This is a genomic window from Paracidobacterium acidisoli (genome assembly GCF_003428625.2).
In the GTDB taxonomy this organism is placed as follows: domain Bacteria; phylum Acidobacteriota; class Terriglobia; order Terriglobales; family Acidobacteriaceae; genus Paracidobacterium; species Paracidobacterium acidisoli.
This window is the reverse complement of record NZ_QVQT02000006.1, coordinates 385302-403138: the sequence shown is the minus strand read 5'-3', so window position 1 is coordinate 403138 and position 17837 is coordinate 385302. Positions and strand designations below refer to the sequence as shown.

General features: G+C 62.8%; 15 protein-coding genes. 8 read left to right on the top strand and 7 right to left on the bottom strand.

The features are described from left to right. The first annotated feature begins 14 nt into the window (after positions 1 to 14). Both mtgA and secA read left to right on the top strand, forming a co-directional pair. Positions 15 to 725 carry a monofunctional biosynthetic peptidoglycan transglycosylase gene (gene mtgA / locus D0Y96_RS17640; RefSeq protein WP_117302519.1) on the top strand — a complete coding sequence of 237 codons (711 nt, stop codon included), beginning with the start codon at positions 15 to 17 and terminating at the stop codon, positions 723 to 725. A 93-nt stretch (positions 726 to 818) separates the two neighbouring features. Further along, positions 819 to 3815 (top strand): preprotein translocase subunit SecA, encoded by a 2997-nt coding sequence (gene secA / locus D0Y96_RS17635; protein WP_117302517.1) that lies wholly within the window; start codon positions 819 to 821, stop codon positions 3813 to 3815. Between the two features lie 87 nt (positions 3816 to 3902). On the opposite strand, the gene D0Y96_RS17630 is transcribed toward secA, so the two are convergent. From D0Y96_RS17630 to D0Y96_RS17600, 7 genes are all read right to left on the bottom strand, one after another. Then, positions 3903 to 5630: a methyl-accepting chemotaxis protein gene (locus D0Y96_RS17630; protein ID WP_158562464.1), complete on the bottom strand. Its 1728-nt coding sequence runs from the start codon at positions 5628 to 5630 to the stop codon at positions 3903 to 3905. A 34-nt stretch (positions 5631 to 5664) separates the two neighbouring features. Beyond that, positions 5665 to 6030 carry an energy transducer TonB gene (locus tag D0Y96_RS17625; RefSeq protein ID WP_117302513.1) on the bottom strand — a complete coding sequence of 122 codons (366 nt, stop codon included), beginning with the start codon at positions 6028 to 6030 and terminating at the stop codon, positions 5665 to 5667. 203 nt (positions 6031 to 6233) lie between these two features. Further along, a complete protein-coding gene (locus D0Y96_RS17620) occupies positions 6234 to 7040 on the bottom strand; it encodes a 2-keto-4-pentenoate hydratase (protein ID WP_117302511.1) in 807 nt (268 codons plus the stop codon). Positions 7041 to 7381: 341 nt separating this feature from the next. Next, positions 7382 to 8011, bottom strand: coding sequence for a TlpA family protein disulfide reductase (locus D0Y96_RS17615; protein WP_252263897.1), 630 nt, complete (start codon positions 8009 to 8011; stop codon positions 7382 to 7384). 105 nt (positions 8012 to 8116) lie between these two features. After that, positions 8117 to 9112 (bottom strand): hypothetical protein, encoded by a 996-nt coding sequence (locus D0Y96_RS17610; protein WP_117302509.1) that lies wholly within the window; start codon positions 9110 to 9112, stop codon positions 8117 to 8119. A gap of 319 nt (positions 9113 to 9431) precedes the next feature. Then, the gene (locus D0Y96_RS17605) at positions 9432 to 9920 is read right to left on the bottom strand and encodes a GNAT family N-acetyltransferase (protein ID WP_117302507.1); all 489 of its coding nucleotides are present in this window, start codon (positions 9918 to 9920) and stop codon (positions 9432 to 9434) included. Between the two features lie 96 nt (positions 9921 to 10016). After that, complete coding sequence (locus tag D0Y96_RS17600) at positions 10017 to 11630, bottom strand: S41 family peptidase (RefSeq protein ID WP_117302505.1); 1614 nt, start codon at positions 11628 to 11630, stop codon at positions 10017 to 10019. Positions 11631 to 11871: 241 nt separating this feature from the next. Between D0Y96_RS17600 and D0Y96_RS17595 the strand changes: the two genes are divergently transcribed. From D0Y96_RS17595 to def, 6 genes are all read left to right on the top strand, one after another. Beyond that, the gene (locus tag D0Y96_RS17595; RefSeq protein WP_158562463.1) at positions 11872 to 13740 is read left to right on the top strand and encodes a peptidylprolyl isomerase; all 1869 of its coding nucleotides are present in this window, start codon (positions 11872 to 11874) and stop codon (positions 13738 to 13740) included. Positions 13741 to 13759: 19 nt separating this feature from the next. Beyond that, the gene (locus tag D0Y96_RS17590; protein WP_117302501.1) at positions 13760 to 14821 is read left to right on the top strand and encodes a 3'-5' exoribonuclease YhaM family protein; all 1062 of its coding nucleotides are present in this window, start codon (positions 13760 to 13762) and stop codon (positions 14819 to 14821) included. Continuing rightward, on the top strand, positions 14799 to 15176 hold the full coding sequence (locus tag D0Y96_RS17585; RefSeq protein ID WP_117302498.1) for an EVE domain-containing protein: 378 nt from the start codon (positions 14799 to 14801) through the stop codon (positions 15174 to 15176). Before D0Y96_RS17590 ends, D0Y96_RS17585 begins: the two co-directional genes overlap by 23 nt. A gap of 227 nt (positions 15177 to 15403) precedes the next feature. Next, entirely contained in the window at positions 15404 to 15838 is a 435-nt protein-coding gene (locus D0Y96_RS17580; RefSeq protein ID WP_117302496.1) for a DUF1801 domain-containing protein, read from the top strand. A 277-nt stretch (positions 15839 to 16115) separates the two neighbouring features. After that, positions 16116 to 17297, top strand: a complete 1182-nt coding sequence (gene aroC, locus D0Y96_RS17575; protein ID WP_117302494.1) for a chorismate synthase — start codon at positions 16116 to 16118, stop codon at positions 17295 to 17297. Positions 17298 to 17325: 28 nt separating this feature from the next. Further along, positions 17326 to 17835, top strand: a complete 510-nt coding sequence (gene def / locus D0Y96_RS17570; protein ID WP_117302745.1) for a peptide deformylase — start codon at positions 17326 to 17328, stop codon at positions 17833 to 17835. Positions 17836 to 17837: the final 2 nt, after the last annotated feature.

Here is a 17837-nt window from a genome sequence, read left to right as displayed (position 1 = left end):
AATTATTCTGGAGCATGACTGAAACTCCTGCCACATCCGTCAGAGCCCGCTCCCGAAAGAAGAATCGTCTTCTTCTCGCGGCCCGATGGTTTGGGATCGGCGCAGGGGCTCTCTGGCTGCTGGCTTCGCTGATGCTGGTGGCTCTCCGGTGGGTCGATCCGCCCACAACAGCGGTCCACATGCAGCGCCGCGTGCAGGCCTGGGTTCAACACCGGCCTTATCATGAGCGGTACAAATTCATTCCGCTCGGCCAGATCTCGCTTAACCTTCAGCACGCCGTCATTGCGGCGGAGGACGCGCGCTTCTACCAGCACCACGGGTTCGACTGGCACCAGATCGAGCTTGCAGCCGGAGAGGATATGGAGGGCGGACGGATTCGCGGCGGCTCGACGATTACGCAGCAACTGGTGAAGAACCTGTTCTTCGGAACGGGCCGCTCGATCCTTCGCAAGGGCGCGGAGTTCACACTGGTGCCGGTGGCCGAGCTGGTTCTCGGCAAGCGGCGCATTCTGGAGCTTTACCTCAATGTCGTGGAATGGGGTCCGGGGATTTACGGCGCGGAGCCCGCATCGCATGCCTGGTATCGAACCGATGCGCGGAACATCGACCGGGAGAAGGCGTCACGGCTCGCCGCTATTCTGCCGGCTCCGCTGAAGCGGCGGCCCGAGCGCATGAATCGCTACAGCGCGATCATTCTTGAGCGGATGCGCCAGATGGGCTGGTAAAAAAGAGAGAATTTCATCGTGTTGCCTGCCGGGCCGGGCGAAAAGCCGCCCTTCCTCCGGACCATTTACACTATAAAGTGAGGAAATTCTGCTTTGATCGGTAGCACACTTACAAAGATTTTCGGGACCAGCAACGAGCGGGTGGTCAAACGTCTTCTGCCCGAGGTTCAGACCATTGGCGCGCTCGATCCGGAGACGCGGCAGCTCTCCGATGACGAGCTGCGCGCCAAAACCACGGAGTTTCGCGCGCGCATTGCAAAGGCCCTCGAGGGCATCGAGGACGCTGAGGATCGCGACAAGGCCGAGAAGCAGGCTCTGGACGAGATTCTTCCCGAAGCCTTCGCCGTGGTGCGCGAGGCCGGGCGGCGTGTGCTGAATATGCGGCACTTCGACGTGCAGCTCATCGGCGGCATGGTGCTGCACCAGGGCAAGATCGCTGAAATGAAGACCGGCGAAGGCAAGACGCTGGTGGCGACGCTGCCCTGCTACCTGAATGCGCTGGCCGGCCGCGGTGTGCACGTGGTGACCGTCAACGATTATCTGGCCAAGCGCGACGCCGAGTGGATGGGCAAGATTTACGAGTTCCTCGGGCTGAGCGTCGGCGTGATCGTGCATGATCTCGACGACAGTCAGCGCCGCCAGGCGTACGGGGCCGATATCACCTACGGCACCAACAACGAGTTCGGCTTCGATTATCTGCGCGACAACATGAAGTTCGAGCTCTCGGACTGCGTGCAGCGCGGGCACTACTTCTCGATCGTGGACGAGGTGGACTCGATCCTGATCGACGAGGCGCGGACGCCGCTGATTATCTCCGGCCCGACCGACCAGACCACCGATAAATATGCGCGGGTGGACCGCATCATTCCGTCGCTCGAGCTGGGCGAGGAGATCGAGCACGGCGAGACGAAGACCCTGACCGGCGATTACGTGGTGGACGAGAAGCACAAGACCATCAGCGTGACCGACGAGGGATGGGAAAAGATCGAGGGCCTGCTGGGCATCGGCAATATTGCCGATCCGGAGAACTGGGACCTGAAGCACCACGTCGAGGTGGCCATCAAGGCGCACTCGCTCTACAAGCGCGATGTGCAGTATGTGGTGAAGGACGGCGAGGTCATCATCGTCGACGAGTTTACCGGGCGACTGATGCCGGGACGGCGCTGGTCCGATGGCCTGCACCAGGCGGTCGAGGCCAAGGAGCGCGTGAATATCCGCCGCGAAGACCAGACGCTGGCGACGATCACCTTCCAGAACTACTTCCGCCTCTATAAAAAACTGGCCGGCATGACGGGCACGGCCGAGACCGAGGCCGCGGAGTTCGGCGACATCTACAAGCTCGACATCGTCGTGATTCCGACCAACCGGAAGCTGCTGCGCATCGAGAACCCCGACGTGGTCTTCCGCACGTCGAAGGAAAAGTACTTTGCCGTGGCCGACGAGATCGCGGTGCTGCATGAGAAGCAGCAGCCGGTGCTGGTGGGCACCACCTCGATCGAAAAATCGGAGCTGCTGTCGCAGATTCTGGCGCGCAAAGGCGTGCGGCACGTGGTGCTGAACGCGAAGTATCACGAGCGCGAGGCCGAGATTGTGGCGCAGGCGGGCCGTCTGGGCATGGTGACCATCGCCACCAACATGGCCGGCCGCGGTACCGACATTCTGCTCGGCGGCAATGCGGAGTTCATGGCGCGGCAGGAGCTGATGAAGAAGGGCCTGGCCCGCTCGATCAGTCCGGCCGAGGGCGCCATCAATCCCATGGCCGCTCCGGGCATGCTGCGCTTCTACTACCTGGGGCAGGAGTTCGAGACCTCGCAGGAAGACTGGGAGCGCGTGTACGGCGCCTATGCGCAGGACGTGTCGCGCGAGCACGACGCGGTGATCGCGGCCGGCGGCCTGCACATCATCGGCACCGAGCGGCACGAATCGCGGCGCGTGGATAACCAGCTTCGCGGCCGCGCGGGACGCCAGGGCGATCCGGGAGCTTCGCGCTTCTATCTGTCGCTCGAAGACGACCTGATGCGCATCTTCGCAAAGGAGTGGGTTTCGACGCTGTTGCAGAGGATGGGCATGGAAGAGGGCGTGCCGATCGAGTCGAAGATGATCTCGAACCGCATCGAAGGCGCGCAGAAGGCGGTCGAGGCGCAGAACTTCGAGGCCCGCAAGCACCTGCTCGAATACGACGACGTGATGAACAAGCAGCGCGAGGCGGTGTACGGGCTGCGCCATCAGCTTCTGGAAGGGGTCGACCAGAAGGAGCTGATCGTCGAGGATTATGTTCCGAATGTCCTGAGCGAGCTGCTCGATGAGTTCACGCCCGAGAAGCAGCATCCCGACCAGTGGGATATGAACGGACTGAATGGGAAGCTGATCGCGCACTTCGGCTTCGACGTGAAGGCTGAAGAGGTCGACACCTCACAGATGACGCGCCATGAGCTGGGCCAGACGCTCTTCGAGCGGCTGAAGGAGAAGTACGAGGCCAAGGAGCAGTTCATCGGCGGCCAGGCCATGCGCTTCCACGAGCGCATGATCATGCTGAGCGTGCTCGACGGCCTGTGGAAGGACCATCTGCTCAATATGGATCACCTGAAGGAGGGGATCGGGCTGCGCGGCTACGGGCAGCAGGACCCGCTGGTGGTCTATAAGAAGGAGTCCTTCGAGATCTTCGAGGAAATGATGGAGCGCTTCCAGGAAGATACGGTGCGCTACCTCTTCCTCATGCAGATCGTTGGACCGGATGGACAGCCGGTGGTGGTGCCGTCGCGTCCGCGCCAGGCGATTCCGGCCGCTCCCGCGGTGGCTTCGGCCGATCCGGTCGCGGTGAACGGGCATCATGCGCCGGCGGCGGTGACGGAGCGCCCGGCGATTCCGATTCCGACGCGCCAGCCTTCGACAACGATCGATGCGCTGGAGCGCGAGTTCGAGCGGAAAAAGAAGCAGGAGCTGCAGCATGCGCGCATGGCCGGCAGCGCAGCGCAGGAGAGCACGGCTGCGGCGCAGCGGCGCACGGGCGAGAAGGTGGGACGCAACGATCCCTGCCCCTGCGGCTCAGGCAAAAAGTACAAGAAGTGCCACGGCATCAACGAGGCATAATCGCGGCAAAGAGCAGGGAACTGAGGCAAAAGAGAAAGGGCAGAGCGGGTTGGCTCTGCCCTTTTCTGTTCCTGCGCGCAAAAAGGATCAATCGCCGTAGGCCGGAACCGGCTGCGGACCCGGATGCACGGAGAGGCCGGGACGCAGGATGGCGCGGCTTTCCTCGATGCGGAATTTGCCGATGTGCTGCTGCAGCCGCTGCGCGCCCGATTCGACAGAATGGACGATGGTGTTCATCGCGGGGATGGCCGCCGCGCTCTCTTCGCCCAGCCGGTTGATGACGTCGACGTTTTCGCTCGACTGGCGGGCCGCTTCGGCCTGCTGTGTGGCCGCCGTGGCAATCTGCGCGATCATCGAGTCCACCTGATCGGAGGCCTGGATGATGCGGGCCAGCGATTCGCCGGCGCGGCGCGTGGTTTCGACGCCCTCGCTGACGGTCGCGGTGCCGGTCTCCATCGCCTGCACGGCGCCGCGGGTGTGGCCCTGAATGCCCTGAATCATCTGAGCGATCTCGCTGGTGGCGTTACGCGTCGACTCGGCCAGACGCCGGACCTCTCCGGCGACGACGGCGAAGCCGCGTCCCTGCTCACCGGCGCGGGCCGCCTCGATGGCCGCGTTGAGGGCCAGCAGGTTGGTCTTCTGCGCGATCTCCTCGATGACGTTGACGATGCGAATGATCTGTTCGGACTCGCGGCCGAGGCGCTGCACGGTGTCGGCGGTGTTGCGGACCGAGTCGGCGATCGACTGCATGCTGACCAGCATCTGATCGACGATCGAGCCGCCTTCGCGCGCGGTGGCCGCGGCCTGGCGGGCATTGGCGGCCGAGTTCTGCGCGTGGCGCGAGACCTCGGCGATGCTGATCGACATCTCCTGCATGGCGGCGGCGGCCTGCTGCGTCTGCAGGCTCTGCTCCTTGGTGCGCCGCGAGGAGTCGGCGGCGGAGCGGGTCAGCTCCAGCGCGTCCTGGTTGACCGTGGCGGCGATCTCGCCCATGGTGCCGATCATCTCGCGCAGGTTCTGCTGCATCTGGTTCACGGAGCGCGCCAGGCCGGTGACCTCGTCGTTCGAGTCCAGGCTGAGCGCCTCGCTCATCAGATCGCCCTCGGCGATCGACTGCGCGCGGTCGGCGACCATGACGATGGAGCGCACGATGCGGCGGATGGTCACCTCGGAGAGCAGCAGGCCGAGCAGGCCGCCGGCAAAGGTGGCCAGCCACATGTAAATGGCCTCCAGATGGCTGAGATGCACCGTCTCCTCGAGGCTGTGGCCGGAGGCTGCGACCTGCTGGTCGAGCACGGTCGTCATCAGGCTGGAGAGCCGGTCGTAGTGCTGCGCCGTTTCGCCCTGCAGCAGGTCGAAGGCCTTGCCGGTCGAGTCGCTGCCCTGGCCGAAGGCCATCTGCGCGACCGTCTTCTGCTTCTCCTCGTAGATGTGATACTCGCTGAGCATCGCGTCGAGCCTGGTCATGTCGACGTTGCGCGCGAGCGAGGAGCGGGCGGATTCGATAGCCTGCACCGAGGTCAGACCCTCCTGCTGCGCCCGGTCGAACTGCCCGCGGTAACGGGCCGCCATCGCCGGGTCCACGCCGAAGAGCAGATACGATTTGAGCGCGGTCGACGATTCGACGGCATGCAGGCGCAGATCACGCATCGCCAGCATGGCCGGAAGCTGGCGCGTCGACAGATCGACCGAGAGCTCGCTGGCCTGGCGGATCTTCCAGTACGCGGCCAGCGACCCCATCAGGACAAAAAGCATCAGCACAGCGGTGCTGATGCGCAGTTTATGCGCAAGGCGCAGATTTACCATAGCCGTCATCCTCATTAGCTTTGTGGCGAACGATATTGCAGGGTTAATTGCCGACTTCGAAGTTCACGTCGATGACTTCCGTCGTGGCCCCGTCGGCAGGCGCGAACTTCCACTTGCGGACCGCATCCTCGGCGGCAGTGGTCAGAAGCTTGTTTCCGTCCGTGGCCCTCGCATTCGTGACCGAGCCATCCGGCGCGACGGTTGCGGAGACCCGCACCATGCCGCCGATATGCATGCGCCGGGCGAGCTCCGGATAGACCGGGGGAACGCGGCGCTGCACGTGGCGGTCATCGGCGTGCAGCGGAAGAGTGCAGAGCAGCAGAACGGCCACAGCCAGCAGCAGGCCTGGCCTGCGTCCCCTGGCCGGCCGCTTCACGGGAGCAGAGTTCGAGCGGGCAAAGTTATGCATGGGTATACCTCGGCAGAGCAGAGAGTCGCTTCATGAGGTATGTATCGGTAGGGAGAACCTCAGACATTAGTAACGCGGAGGGCGAGTTACTAATGTGTTGCTTCACGGACAGGGATTCCGGCGGAGACGGCGCGGCAAGGCAGGGGAGCCCATCCCTGCCGCGTGGTCTGTCTGTCGGCCGCCGGAGATCGCGCTGCCGGAGATCAGGCGAAGCGAAGGTGTACGGAGCCGCAGGTGGAAAAGCGCACCTCGACCGTGGAGCCGGCGGCGGCGTGCGTTTTGCCCGACCAGCTTCCGGTGGTGACCCACTGTCCGGCGAGAAGACCGCCGGTGCGGGCCGAGCCCTGGTTGGCCAGGTACTCGACGAGACGGAGCAGATCGGTGCCCGCACTGTTCGAGGCGGTGCCTTCAAAGCGCACCATATCGTCGACGGTAACGGTGACCGATTCGCGGGAGAGATCGACCGTGGTCCAGTCCGGAATAGCTTCACCGAAGGCGAAGCCGCCGTTGATCTGCAGATCGCCGAGGAAGGAAAAGCGCTCGACCGTATCCGGATCGTCGTAGCCCGATTCGAGCAGCTCGATGACGGGATGGGCGCTGGCGATGGCGGCGACGATCTCCTCGCGGGAGTACGGCTGGACGCGCGGCGGCAGGTCCTGCCCGAGCAGGAAGGCGATCTCGGCCTCGATGCCGCGCAGGCGGCGGAGGGGTTCGGCAATCACGGAGCCGGAGCTTGCGAATCCGCCCCAGAGCGGCATGGGGCAGTAGAGCGGCGTGGCCTCCGGTGAGAGCGCGCCGATCTTCCAGCCGCCGATGGGGCCGAGGGCTTCGGCCATCAGATCCTGCAGGGCGTAGGCCTCTTCGAGAGAGTGCGGGCGCACGGCCTCGGGAAGCTCGCGGATGGGGCGCACGTCGCGGCGCGCGCGAAGAAGCGGCTCGGTGGCCTGGCGCAGACGGTCAAGGTCGGGTGTGGAGAGGTGGTTCGGATTTTTTGATGTGAAGCCGATCATAGCGTTACTCCCGTGCGGAAATGGAGAGGATGTCGAGGCACGCCAAATGGAGTGTCGTCCGGGGGCTGTATGCCGTTTGCGGGTGGAAACCCTCCCGGTTGCGGCCTGTTCGTACTGTAACCGGCAGACCGGTAACGGAGTCCAGCCAGCGAGTGGCGACTGAGAATTCTGATTCGAATCCGGAAAGAGATTCCTTCTTCTGAGAGTACGCCAGGCCGGCGTACAGGGGCCGATACCGCACCATGCCCGGTTGGACGCAGATTGCGCCGGACCGGCCTTACTCCGAAGGGCCGCGGATAGACGAGGCGCGGCCTGCGCCGCTCCGGCGATGCAGGCGGAGATCAGTAGCGCTTGATCTTTGCCTCGGGCGCCGCGCCGGAGCGGCCGCCGAGCAGCCAGTCGACGGTGGTGCTTACGTCTTCATTGCGGGCTTCGCCCATGATGCGGGTAACGATCTTTCCCTGGTCGTCGATCACGATGGTGGCGGGCACGATGTTGCCGAGGCCGAAGCGGTCGAGCGTATCGGCGTCGGCGCCGGACCAGACATCGAGATTCACATTCAGCTTATGAATCAGCGGCTCGATTTTAGAGCGGTCTTTGGGCGCGTCGATGGAGACAGCGACAAAGTGAACATTCTTTCCGGCATATTTCTGCGCCATCGCGGAGAGGCGCGGCAGCTCTTCCTGGCAGGGACCGCACCACGTGGCCCAGAAGTTGAGCACGACGATCTGCCCCTTCAGCGACGAGAGCTTCTGCGTCTGCCCGCTGAGATCCTTCAGAGACAGGTTCGGGGTCTTTCCGGCGAATGCGGCGGAAGGAAGAAGCGCGAGCAGAGAAACGATCAGGATGCGGCGAAGAGGATTCATGGTCGTTCCGTATGTGTAACTTCTGCTGGTGTGAATCTTGTTTGAGAAGCTGCTGCGCGGCGGCATGCTTCTGTCGCCGATGCCCATGTCCGGATCTCCGGACATGGGGGTACCCGCGTGCTGTTCAGAAGCGGTGCGTGAAGCTGGCCAGCCAGACATACTGCGCGAAGGCCGCGTCGCCATGAGCATGGTACACCTCATCGGGATAGCTCACCGTGCGGTCGCGGTGAACGGCCTTGAAGACGCTGGCAGAAAAGATATTTGAGCCGCGAGCGTATTCGGCGCCGGGACCGGCGGAGACGGCAAAGCCGGGGCGGCGGAAGCCGTCGTTGCTGTTGGGAAAGAGGTTTTTCGCGGGAACGCCTTCGTCGCGCGGACCGAAGGTGATGGTGAGGCCGCGGACCTGGTCGATGGGAATGGAGACGCCGGCCTCAAGCAGATACTGATCGGAGGGGCGACGTAGTTGTCGAGCGGCGTGGTGGTGCTGGAGCTGCGCTGCACGCCGTTGGTGTCGCCCTGCGAGGCGATGTAATCGCCGTCGGTGTAGAAGATAAGGTGGCTGCCGACGGCGCGGAATCCCTGCCACTGCACATCCATGCCCCAGCCGCCATTGCCGGGCTGAATGGAGTAGTCGACCGGAGCGGTGGTGGTTGTGGTGACGCCGGCGCTGCTGGTGCTGCTGGTCGTGTTCAGCACATCGTCGTTGCCGGTGGGCATCATGATGCCGATACCCGCCTGGAAATTGCCCCGGAAGTTCTTCTTCGGATTCAGGAGCCAGACATTCGCGGCGAGAATGGTGTCGCCGATGCCCGAGGCCTGGTACTCAATCGGAGAGCTCTGCGACTTCCGCGAAGCGAAGAGGAAGGGCGCATTGAGCTCGAAGCTGATGCGCGGCGTCCACTGGTAGATCAGGTCCGCGGTGACGATGTTGATCCGGTTCTCGACCTGCGTGTGCTGCTGCGCGCGGTACTCCTGATATGCGTCGCCGACGTAGTGCTGATACGAGAACTGGTGGCGCTCCCCGATGGTGACCTGAACGTGTCCGGGCTGCAGATAACCGCCCTGGCTGGTGGGCAGGCCGTTCTGGTCGATGCCCGGCAGCACCTGCTCCGGCGAGCGGGCCACGATGCAGCCCTGCGCATGCAGATGAAGAGGAAAAAGCAGCGCCGCAGCCAGAGCCGCAAAGAGCCCCGGCAGAAGCCGCATCCTGTTTTTATGTTGTGCTGAGGTTGGTTTGAAGGCGGAGGTGCGAGCGAAATCAGAATTCAATGAGCAGGCCTCGTCAAAAAGATGAAATGAGCAGTCTCCGTGCGGATGTTTTGTTCAGGCGGAGCAGACCGCGGCAAACGCGCCGCGAAGATTCCGCCAAAGTGCCCGCATGGGTTACAGCAGACTGCGCGGACCATTATCGAGGCCGGTCACAGCATATGTCGTGATGCGACAGATGGGTTTTTCTCTCCGCCAAAAGGTGGAGTCACAGTGCCGGCAGGCGGTTCTTTGCTGAAGTTCTGCGGAGAAAGTGCGGTCAGGGGCGCGGACCGGGGCAGCCGAGCGGCTTGGACATGCGGATGAAGTGGCAGGGCATGCTGACCAGCGCCTTCATCGCCTCGGGGATGGGCTCGGTGCCCGAGACGGTGTAGCCGTACTTTTCATACAGAGGAGGCAGCTCGGTGCGCAGATGCACGACGCGCAGATCCATAAAGTGCGCGCCCATCTCGCGGGCGAACTCCTCTGCGGCGGAGATGAGGCGGCGTCCTAAACCGGAGCGCTGACGCGAGGGATCGACGGAGAGCAGGCCAAGATAGGCGCGCCGGCCGCCGATCTCCACATAGACGCAGGCCGCGAGAGCGCCGTTTTCTTCGGCGACCATAAATCGGCCGGTGCGAAAGAGAGCCTGTGCGGACTGTGCATCGAGCCGGTCACCGATCTTGAAAAAGCTCTCGACGCGGAAGGCCTGGTTGATAAGCTCTCTCAGCGCTTCCACGTCCCGTTCTTCAGCAAAACGAATTTCCATCCGGGTGTCCTGTTCTGCGTCTCCGCCGGGAGTGAAATCGGGCAGAGAAAAAGGCCGAAGGCAGCGCCTCCGGCCTGAATCCGTATCGATCGGGAATCAGTGTCCGACCGGAGTCTTGCTGAGGGCCGCCTCTTTTTCCGCATCGGCCTTGAGCGCCGTCTGCTCGAGCTGCGACGCCGCAGGCAGGTAGGTCAGCGCCTGCTGGATCATCGGGTCCCAGTCGGCGCGAACCTCGATGCCGTTGGTCTGACCAAAGACGATGGTGAAGAGCTCGGCCTTGATGTTGGTCCTGATCCAGTCCAGAGAGCTGTTGATGTCCTGATCGCTGTAAGCGACGTTCTGCGAGCCGAGAAACTGTTTGAAGTCGCTCATCACCGCATCGTCCACCTGAAAATCCTTCGTCACGGTGTGATTGACCAGATAGTGCGGAGCGAAGTGAGTGAAGGCATAGTGGGCCAGCAGCAGGTCTTCGAAGTGGTTCGACTTTGGTGCCTCGGCCTTGTAGTCGGGCGTGATGCCGCCGCCGCCGTAGACCGTGCGTCCTGAATCGGTGAGCCGGACTTCGCGATCCTTCAGGTCGGTCGGATGATCGTGATTGTAGTAGTAGTCGTAGAGCGAAACGCCGTTGTAGTTGCGCTGGATGAGCCGTCCGCTGGGCGTGTAGTAGTGATAGGTGGTCAGCGCCAGTCCGGTATTGTCGGAGAGCTGATACACGGTCTGCACAAGACCCTTGCCGAAGGTGGTCTCGCCGACGATCAGGGCGCGGTCATGATCCTGCAGCGCGCCGGAGACGATCTCCGCCGCCGAGGCCGTGCCGCGATTGACCAGCACCACGATGGGGAAGTTCTCGCCGCCGTTGCCGTGGGTGGCGCGGTAGACCTGTTCCGGGTAAGCGCGGCCGCGCTGCGAGACGATGATCTGATCGCGCTTCAGCAGCCGGTCGCAGACGCTGACGGCTTCGGTCAGCAGGCCGCCGGGGTTGTTGCGCAGATCGAGCACCAGACCCTTGAGATCGCCGAAGCTGGCGACGGCGTCATCGAACTCGCGGCCGGTCGTCTCCTGAAACTGCGTGATGTGAATGTAGCCGACGCCGGGCCGGATCTCGTATTTCAGGTCGATGCTGGGGTGCGGAATCTCATCGCGGATGAGATCGAAGGTGAGCGGCGAGGCTGCTCCCTCGCGGGTGACCGTGACCTGGACGTGTGTGCCCTTGGGGCCTTTGAGCATGTTGGCGACGGCATCGGAGCCCAGATTGGCGGTCGGCTTGCCGTCGACGGCGATGATGATGTCGCCGGGGTGAATCTTCGCCCGGTAGGACGGGGTGTTTTCAAAGGGGTAGACGACGACGATCTTGCCGTTCTGCGGCTGGATGACCATGCCCACGCCGTAGTACTTGCCGTGCTGGTCCTCGCGCATGCGGGCATAGGCTTTGGGATCGTAGAAGTTCGAGTGCGGATCGAGGGTGCGCAGCATGCCGGGGATGGCGCCGTCGTAGATCACCTTGTCAGGCATGTCGCCGGTCAGAGGCTCGGCATAATTCTGCGCAATAACGTCGTACACATTGCTGAAGGATTTGAGACTGTCGCGAAAGCTGGACTCATCGGTGCTGGACTGCGCTCCGACCTGCTGGCTGACGAGCATGCCGCCCAGGCAGCAGGCAGAGAAGAAGACGATGAGCGAGAAAAACGTGCGTCGGGTACGCGTAGACATTCTGAAAAAAATCCTTCAGGGAGTTCCCGGGCCAGGCGAAGAATACGGGAAATCTCCAGCCTGAAGTATAGCACCGGGTATTCCGGCCGCAGCCTCGCCAGGCGGCGGCGCGAGCCGCGTTGGCAATTCGACGCGGCGGGTGTTTAGAATGGCAGCAGCGCCGGTACAGGCCAGTTGCGGTATGCCGGTTTTTCCGGAGCCGGGGACGGCTTCGGCGGCGCCTTTTGGGATGTCTATCAACATGATGCTTCGACCTTCGCTGTATTCGTCGCCCCGGCCTGCCAGTCTGCTCCTCCGGGGTTCGCGGCTCACCGCACTGCTCGCCGGAGTGACCCTCGCCGTCCTCCCTGTATGGGGGCAGAGTTCCCGCTCCTCGAATGCGGCGGCGCAGCAGCAGTCCCCGTATCACGGCGCCGTGGTCGAAGACATCATTGCGCGGATCAACGACCAGATCATCAGCCGGTCGGATTACGACCGCGCCCAGCAGGACCTTCAGTCGGAGGCGCGGCAGCAGGGATGGTCGCCGCAGCAGCTGATGGAGCAGCAGCGCGATCTGCTGCGCGGGTTGGTCGACAAGCAGCTTCTGCTCTCGCGGGGCAAGCAGCTCAACGTCGATCCCGATGCCGAGCTGGTGCGCCGTCTCGACGAGATCCGCAAACAGAACCACCTCGACAGCATGGAGGCGCTGCAGAAGGCCGCCGAGTCGCAGGGCGTCTCGTTTGAGGACTTCAAGGAGCAGATTCGCGAAAACATCATCACCTCCGACGTGATCGGCCAGGAGGTCAGCCGCCACATTCAGATCAGTCCGAACGAGATTCAGGACTACTACAACGCGCATCAGAAGGAGTTCGAGAAGCCGGAGCAGGTGCATCTGAGCGAGATTCTGATTCCGACGGCCAATCCGGACGACTCCACGCAGGTGGCCGATGCGCAGAAGAAGGCCGACGATGTGGAAGCGAAGCTGAAGGCGGGCGGCGATTTCGCAACGCTGGCCAAATCGAGCTCGGGCGGACCGACGGCGGCGCAGGGCGGCGATCTCGGCGACTTCAAGCGCGGCCAGCTGGCCAAAGTGCTGGAAGACCAGACCTTCGATCTGAAGGAGAACCAGTTCACCGGACCCATTCGGACGCGCCAGGGCTTCGTCATCCTGAAGGTGATGCAGCATACCGAGGGCGGTCTCTCTCCGGAGAAGGATGTCGAGAATCAGATCGAGGAGCAGATCGGCTACTCGAAGATGCAGCCGGCGCTGCGCGCCTATCTGACGAAGCTGCGCGACGACGCCTATATCGATATCAAGCCCGGCTATGTGGACTCCGGCGCGAGCCCGGATGAGCAGAAGCCGGTGTACAGCGCCTATGTTCCGCCGAGCAAGAAGAAGAAGCGCGAGCAGCGGACGCGCTACCGTCAGGTGACCCATCGCCGTGGCCGGATGAGCCAGACGACGGAGACGGCGAACGCGAACACAAAGGCTCCGGCGCCTCCGAGCGGCGTGCCGACCCTCGACAAGGTGAATGCGGCGCAGAACAGCGGGACGAAGCAGCAGGCCAGCGCGCAGGCATACACGCAGAAGCCGGGCAAGAAGGAAAAGATCCGCTTCGGCCAGGCGCCGCGTGAGACGCTGCCTCCGGCGCAGACGGCGGTGGAAGATGCCGGCGCCGGAAACGCTCCGGCCGGAAACGCGCCGAATCAGAACGCCGAGAATCAGAACACCGAGGTCGCGTCCGGCAATGTGCCCGCCGGCATGCAGATAACGAACCCGGACGGCTCCGTTCTGGAAGAGCACTCTGCTGCGCCGAAGAAGAAGTCTCGCTTTGAAGATCGCGCCCGTCTGCCGAAGGACAAGAGCGAAAAGGCGAAGATCAACCCGTTTGCTCCGCTGCCGGTAACCACTGAGGAAGAGGCCGACCGCAGCGAGCAGTCCACGCCGCTCGGGCTGCAGGGCGACACGCTGCACAAAAAGAAGCCGAACCCGGCGAAGAGCGGTCCCAAGCGCCGCATGACGGACGAGGACAGGAAGAAGACGGTGGCAGCGGGTACGGACAGCACGACTCAGACGCCTGCGGCTCCTTCAGCGCCCGCAGCGCCTGCTCCGGCCGCTCCCCAGCAGTAACGGAAAGACCCGATCCGGCATGAAGCATCCGATGATCGCCGACCTGGCCCGGTACGACGGCCAGGAGATTACCGGCTTCTTCGTCGCCGGATCGAAGCAGGTGCGCAATCGCAGAGATGGCGCGCCATATCTGGCTCTCAGCCTGTGCGATGCCACCGGGCAGCTTGAGGCGCGGCTGTGGGAGGCCGACGGTGTGGCCGACTTTGCCGCAGGCGATGTCGTCAAGATTCAGGCCCAGGTCGGCCGCTATCAGGACAAGCTGCAGATGGTGGTGAAGAAGCTGCGTCCGGCGCGTCCGGAGGAGTACGACCTCGGCGATTTCGTTCCGAAGACGGGGCGCGATGTCGAGGAGCTTTGGGCGGAGCTGAACAGCTTCGTCGCGAGCTTTGCAGACCCCGACCTGCAGGCGCTTCTGCGCGCCTTTCTCGACGATGAGGAGATCGCCGGGGCTCTGCGCGAGGCTCCCGCGGCCAAGAGCATGCACCATGCCTGGATCGGCGGGCTGCTGGAGCATGTGGTCTCGCTGCTCGGCATCTGCCGGATCACGGCGCAGCATTATCCGGAAGTGAATCGCGATCTGCTGCTGACCGGCGCGTTTCTGCACGACATCGGCAAGCTGCGCGAGCTGCGCTGGGGAACCAGCTTCGACTACACGATCGAAGGGCAGCTCCTCGGGCACATCACCATCGGTATCGGGCTGATCGAGAAGAAGATTGCCGCGCTGCCGGACTTTCCCGAGGCGAAGCGCATTCTCGTGGAGCACCTGGTGCTCAGCCATCATGGGCGCTACGAGTACGGATCGCCGAAGCTGCCCATGATCCCTGAGGCGATTCTGCTGCACTATCTGGACGACATGGATGCCAAGATGCAGACGGTGCGCAGCGAGCTGACCCGCAACGAGGCGGCCGGCCGGCCGGCCGGGCAGGTGACCGACTGGGTGCGCGCTCTCGATCGTCCGCTGCTCGATTCGAAGCGCTATCTGGCGGCGAATATGCCGGTTCCCGATGAGGTCGGGTATGCTGGCGGGGAGCCGGTGAAGACGGCTTCGGAGAGCGACAATGTCTTACCTTTTGAAGACTGAGCCCAGCGTCTATTCGATGGATGACCTGACGCGCGACGGCGAAACGGTATGGGATGGCGTCACCGCGCCGGCCGCGGTGAAGTTTCTGCGCGGCATGAAGCCGGGCGACAAGCTGGTGATCTATCACACGGGCGACGAGAAGACGGCGAGAGGCCTGGCCAAGGTCGTCTCGGTCGATGCGAGCGATCCGAAGGTGCCGGTGGTGCGCATCAAAGCCGGCAGGCCGGTAAAGACGCCGCACACGCTGGCGGAGATCAAAGCGAACAGCCTCTTTGCCGGCTCGCCGCTGGTCAATCAGGCGCGCCTGTCGGTGGTTCCGCTGACGGACGCGCAGTATGCCTGGCTTGCTGAGTAAGGGCTCTATCTGAAAGCCTGGCTACGTGGTGAGAACGGCGTTTATCGGGAATCAACCGCGTCGCAGCCAACGGCAGGTCAAAGTGTGTTTGGCCTGAAAGTTCAGGCGATTTTTGGTATTGGTCACAATGCTCGGCTATCGATTTTCATCGATTGACACCGGTTCTAATGCCCAAACAATCTGGTTTTCCTGGAACACTGGCTTACCGCTGCGCCAAGGAGATCAACATGACGGTGCAGGAACAAATCGAGCAGTACATTGCCGCTCAACCGGAACCAAAGCAAAGCGAAATGCGAGAGCTGCATGACATGATGCTGGCATTGATGCCGGCTTGTCAGTTGTGGTTCCTCGATGGAAAAGACGAGAAAGGAAAAATCGTCTCCAACCCAAACATTGGATACGGATCTCGAAGCATTCAATATGCCAGCGGAAAAACCAGGGAGTTCTACCAAACAGGCATGAGTGCCAACACAACGGGTATTTCCGTCTACATCCTTGGAATCGAAGACAGGAAGTACCTTGCGCAGACATTCGGGCCGGATCTCGGCAAAGCAAGCGTGACGGGGTATTGCATCAGGTTCAGGACCCTGGCAGACATAAAAGTGGATGTTCTCAAAGCAGCAATACAGTGTGGGATTGAGCAGACAGGTATCTCACATTGATTCAACCTGAATAAACAAACAGCCATCCTGGCAATAGATAAACGTTTGCCACTTTCAGTACGGGCCGCCAATGCAGACTCGACGGCAACGAGGTTCGGATCAGTACCGATATGTCGGCTTATGGGAAGCAGTTTGTTTTTCCTGCAGATTCTCCCCGGATCGCGGGCAGTTCGGAAAGCTGGCGATTCGACCCGAGGGTTCGGACTGATCTCCTGCCGCGTTGTCTGGCCGCTACGCTCACACTCCTGTAATCAACTACAATCGAAGCTGAAAGATCATGCTTCGTTTCTCTACAGCAGGTGAGTCGCATGGCGAGAGTCTGATTGCTCTCGTCTCGGGGATGCCCGCGGGCGTTCCGGTGGATCAAACCTTTATCAACCGCGAGCTTTGGCGCCGCCAGCAGGGGTACGGGCGCGGCGGGCGCATGCGCATCGAAACCGATACGGCGCATATTCTGAGCGGCGTGCGGCATGGCAAAACCATCGGCTCGCCCATCGCCATGGAGATTGCCAACCGCGACTGGAAGAACTGGACGGACATTCTGCCGGTCGAGACGGGCGACCCGTCGAAGCACAAGGCGGTGGCCTCTCCGCGGCCCGGTCATGCCGATCTGGCGGGCGCGCTGAAGTACGATTTTCCCGACGCGCGGTATGTGCTGGAGCGGGCCTCGGCGCGTGAGTCGACGGCGCGCGTGGCGGCCGGCGCGATTGCGAAATCGCTGCTGCTCGAGCTGGGCATCGACGTGGCCAGCCACGTCATCCGCGTGGGCCATGCCGAGCTGCAGCGCGATGTGACGTGGGAAGAGATCGCGGCGCTGCGGGCAAAAGAGGAAGTGCTGCTGGGCTGCGTGGACGAAGAGGCCGAGGCGCGCATGAAGGCCGAAGTGGATCAGGTGCTGCGTACCGGAGACACGGTCGGCGGCGTCTTTGAAGTGGTGGTGCACGGCGCGCCGGCGGGCATCGGCACCTGCGCCAACTGGGACGAGCGGCTGGACGGCATTCTGGCCCAGGCGGTGATGTCATTGCAGGCGGTCAAGGCGGTCGAGATCGGGCGCGGCGTGACGGCGGCGATCTCCTTCGGTTCAGAGGTGCATGACGCCATCGGCTACGCAGAGAAGGCGGAGAACGGCGCGCACACGCGCTTTACGCGCGAGCACAACAATGCCGGAGGCGTGGAAGGCGGCATCTCCAATGGAGAGGACGTGGTCGTGCGCGGCCATATCAAGCCCATCTCCACGCTGCGCAGGCCGCTGCAGTCGGTGCGCTTCGACACGCGCGAGACCACGAAGGCGGCGTACGAGCGCAGCGACGTCTGTGTGGTGCCCGCGGCGGGCGTGGCGGCGGAGGCGATGGTGGCTCTGGCCTTTGCGCGCCAGTTGATGGAGAAGTTCGGCGGAGATTCGCTGCGCGAGCTGAAACGTAACTATGATGGTTACGTGGAGCAGATTCGCGCATACTAGATTTTTTTCAGGGGTGTGGCTCGATTCGATGATTCGAGAGATTGTTAAATTTCCTGATCCGGTGCTGCAGACGCCGGCTGAACCGGTGACTGAGTTCGATGAAGCGCTGCGCACCCTGGTCGACGACATGTTCGAGTCGATGTATGAGGCGAAGGGCATCGGCCTGGCGGCGCCGCAGATCGGCATCGCGAAGCGGCTGACGGTGATCGATCTCAGCTTTAAAGAGAAGCCCGGGGACAAAATCGTCCTCATCAATCCGGAGATCATCCGCAAAGAAGGCAAGCAGTACGAGGAGGAAGGCTGCCTGAGCCTGCCGGAGATTCGCGAGAAGGTCTCGCGCGCCGCGAAGGTGAAGGTGCGCGCTCAGGACGTGAAGGGCGAGTGGTTCGAGATCGATGGCGAAGAGCTGCTGGCACGCGCCTTTCAGCATGAGATCGACCATCTGGACGGCGTGCTCTTCATCTACCGCATCAGCGGGCTGAAGCGCGACCTGGTGCTGCGCCGGATTCGCAAGATGCAGAAGGCCGGCGAATGGTAGAG

Coding starts and splice junctions, on each gene's coding strand:
- mtgA (WP_117302519.1), top strand. CDS start 15: ATGACTGAAACTCCTGCCACATCCGTCAGAGCCCGCTCCCGAAAGAAG.
- D0Y96_RS17630 (WP_158562464.1), bottom strand. CDS start 5,630: ATGACGGCTATGGTAAATCTGCGCCTTGCGCATAAACTGCGCATCAGC.
- D0Y96_RS17625 (WP_117302513.1), bottom strand. CDS start 6,030: ATGCATAACTTTGCCCGCTCGAACTCTGCTCCCGTGAAGCGGCCGGCC.
- D0Y96_RS17620 (WP_117302511.1), bottom strand. CDS start 7,040: ATGATCGGCTTCACATCAAAAAATCCGAACCACCTCTCCACACCCGAC.
- D0Y96_RS17615 (WP_252263897.1), bottom strand. CDS start 8,011: ATGTCCGGAGATCCGGACATGGGCATCGGCGACAGAAGCATGCCGCCG.
- D0Y96_RS17610 (WP_117302509.1), bottom strand. CDS start 9,112: ATGCGGCTTCTGCCGGGGCTCTTTGCGGCTCTGGCTGCGGCGCTGCTT.
- D0Y96_RS17605 (WP_117302507.1), bottom strand. CDS start 9,920: ATGGAAATTCGTTTTGCTGAAGAACGGGACGTGGAAGCGCTGAGAGAG.
- D0Y96_RS17600 (WP_117302505.1), bottom strand. CDS start 11,630: ATGTCTACGCGTACCCGACGCACGTTTTTCTCGCTCATCGTCTTCTTC.
- D0Y96_RS17595 (WP_158562463.1), top strand. CDS start 11,872: ATGATGCTTCGACCTTCGCTGTATTCGTCGCCCCGGCCTGCCAGTCTG.
- D0Y96_RS17590 (WP_117302501.1), top strand. CDS start 13,760: ATGAAGCATCCGATGATCGCCGACCTGGCCCGGTACGACGGCCAGGAG.
- D0Y96_RS17585 (WP_117302498.1), top strand. CDS start 14,799: ATGTCTTACCTTTTGAAGACTGAGCCCAGCGTCTATTCGATGGATGAC.
- D0Y96_RS17580 (WP_117302496.1), top strand. CDS start 15,404: ATGACGGTGCAGGAACAAATCGAGCAGTACATTGCCGCTCAACCGGAA.
- aroC (WP_117302494.1), top strand. CDS start 16,116: ATGCTTCGTTTCTCTACAGCAGGTGAGTCGCATGGCGAGAGTCTGATT.
- def (WP_117302745.1), top strand. CDS start 17,326: ATGATTCGAGAGATTGTTAAATTTCCTGATCCGGTGCTGCAGACGCCG.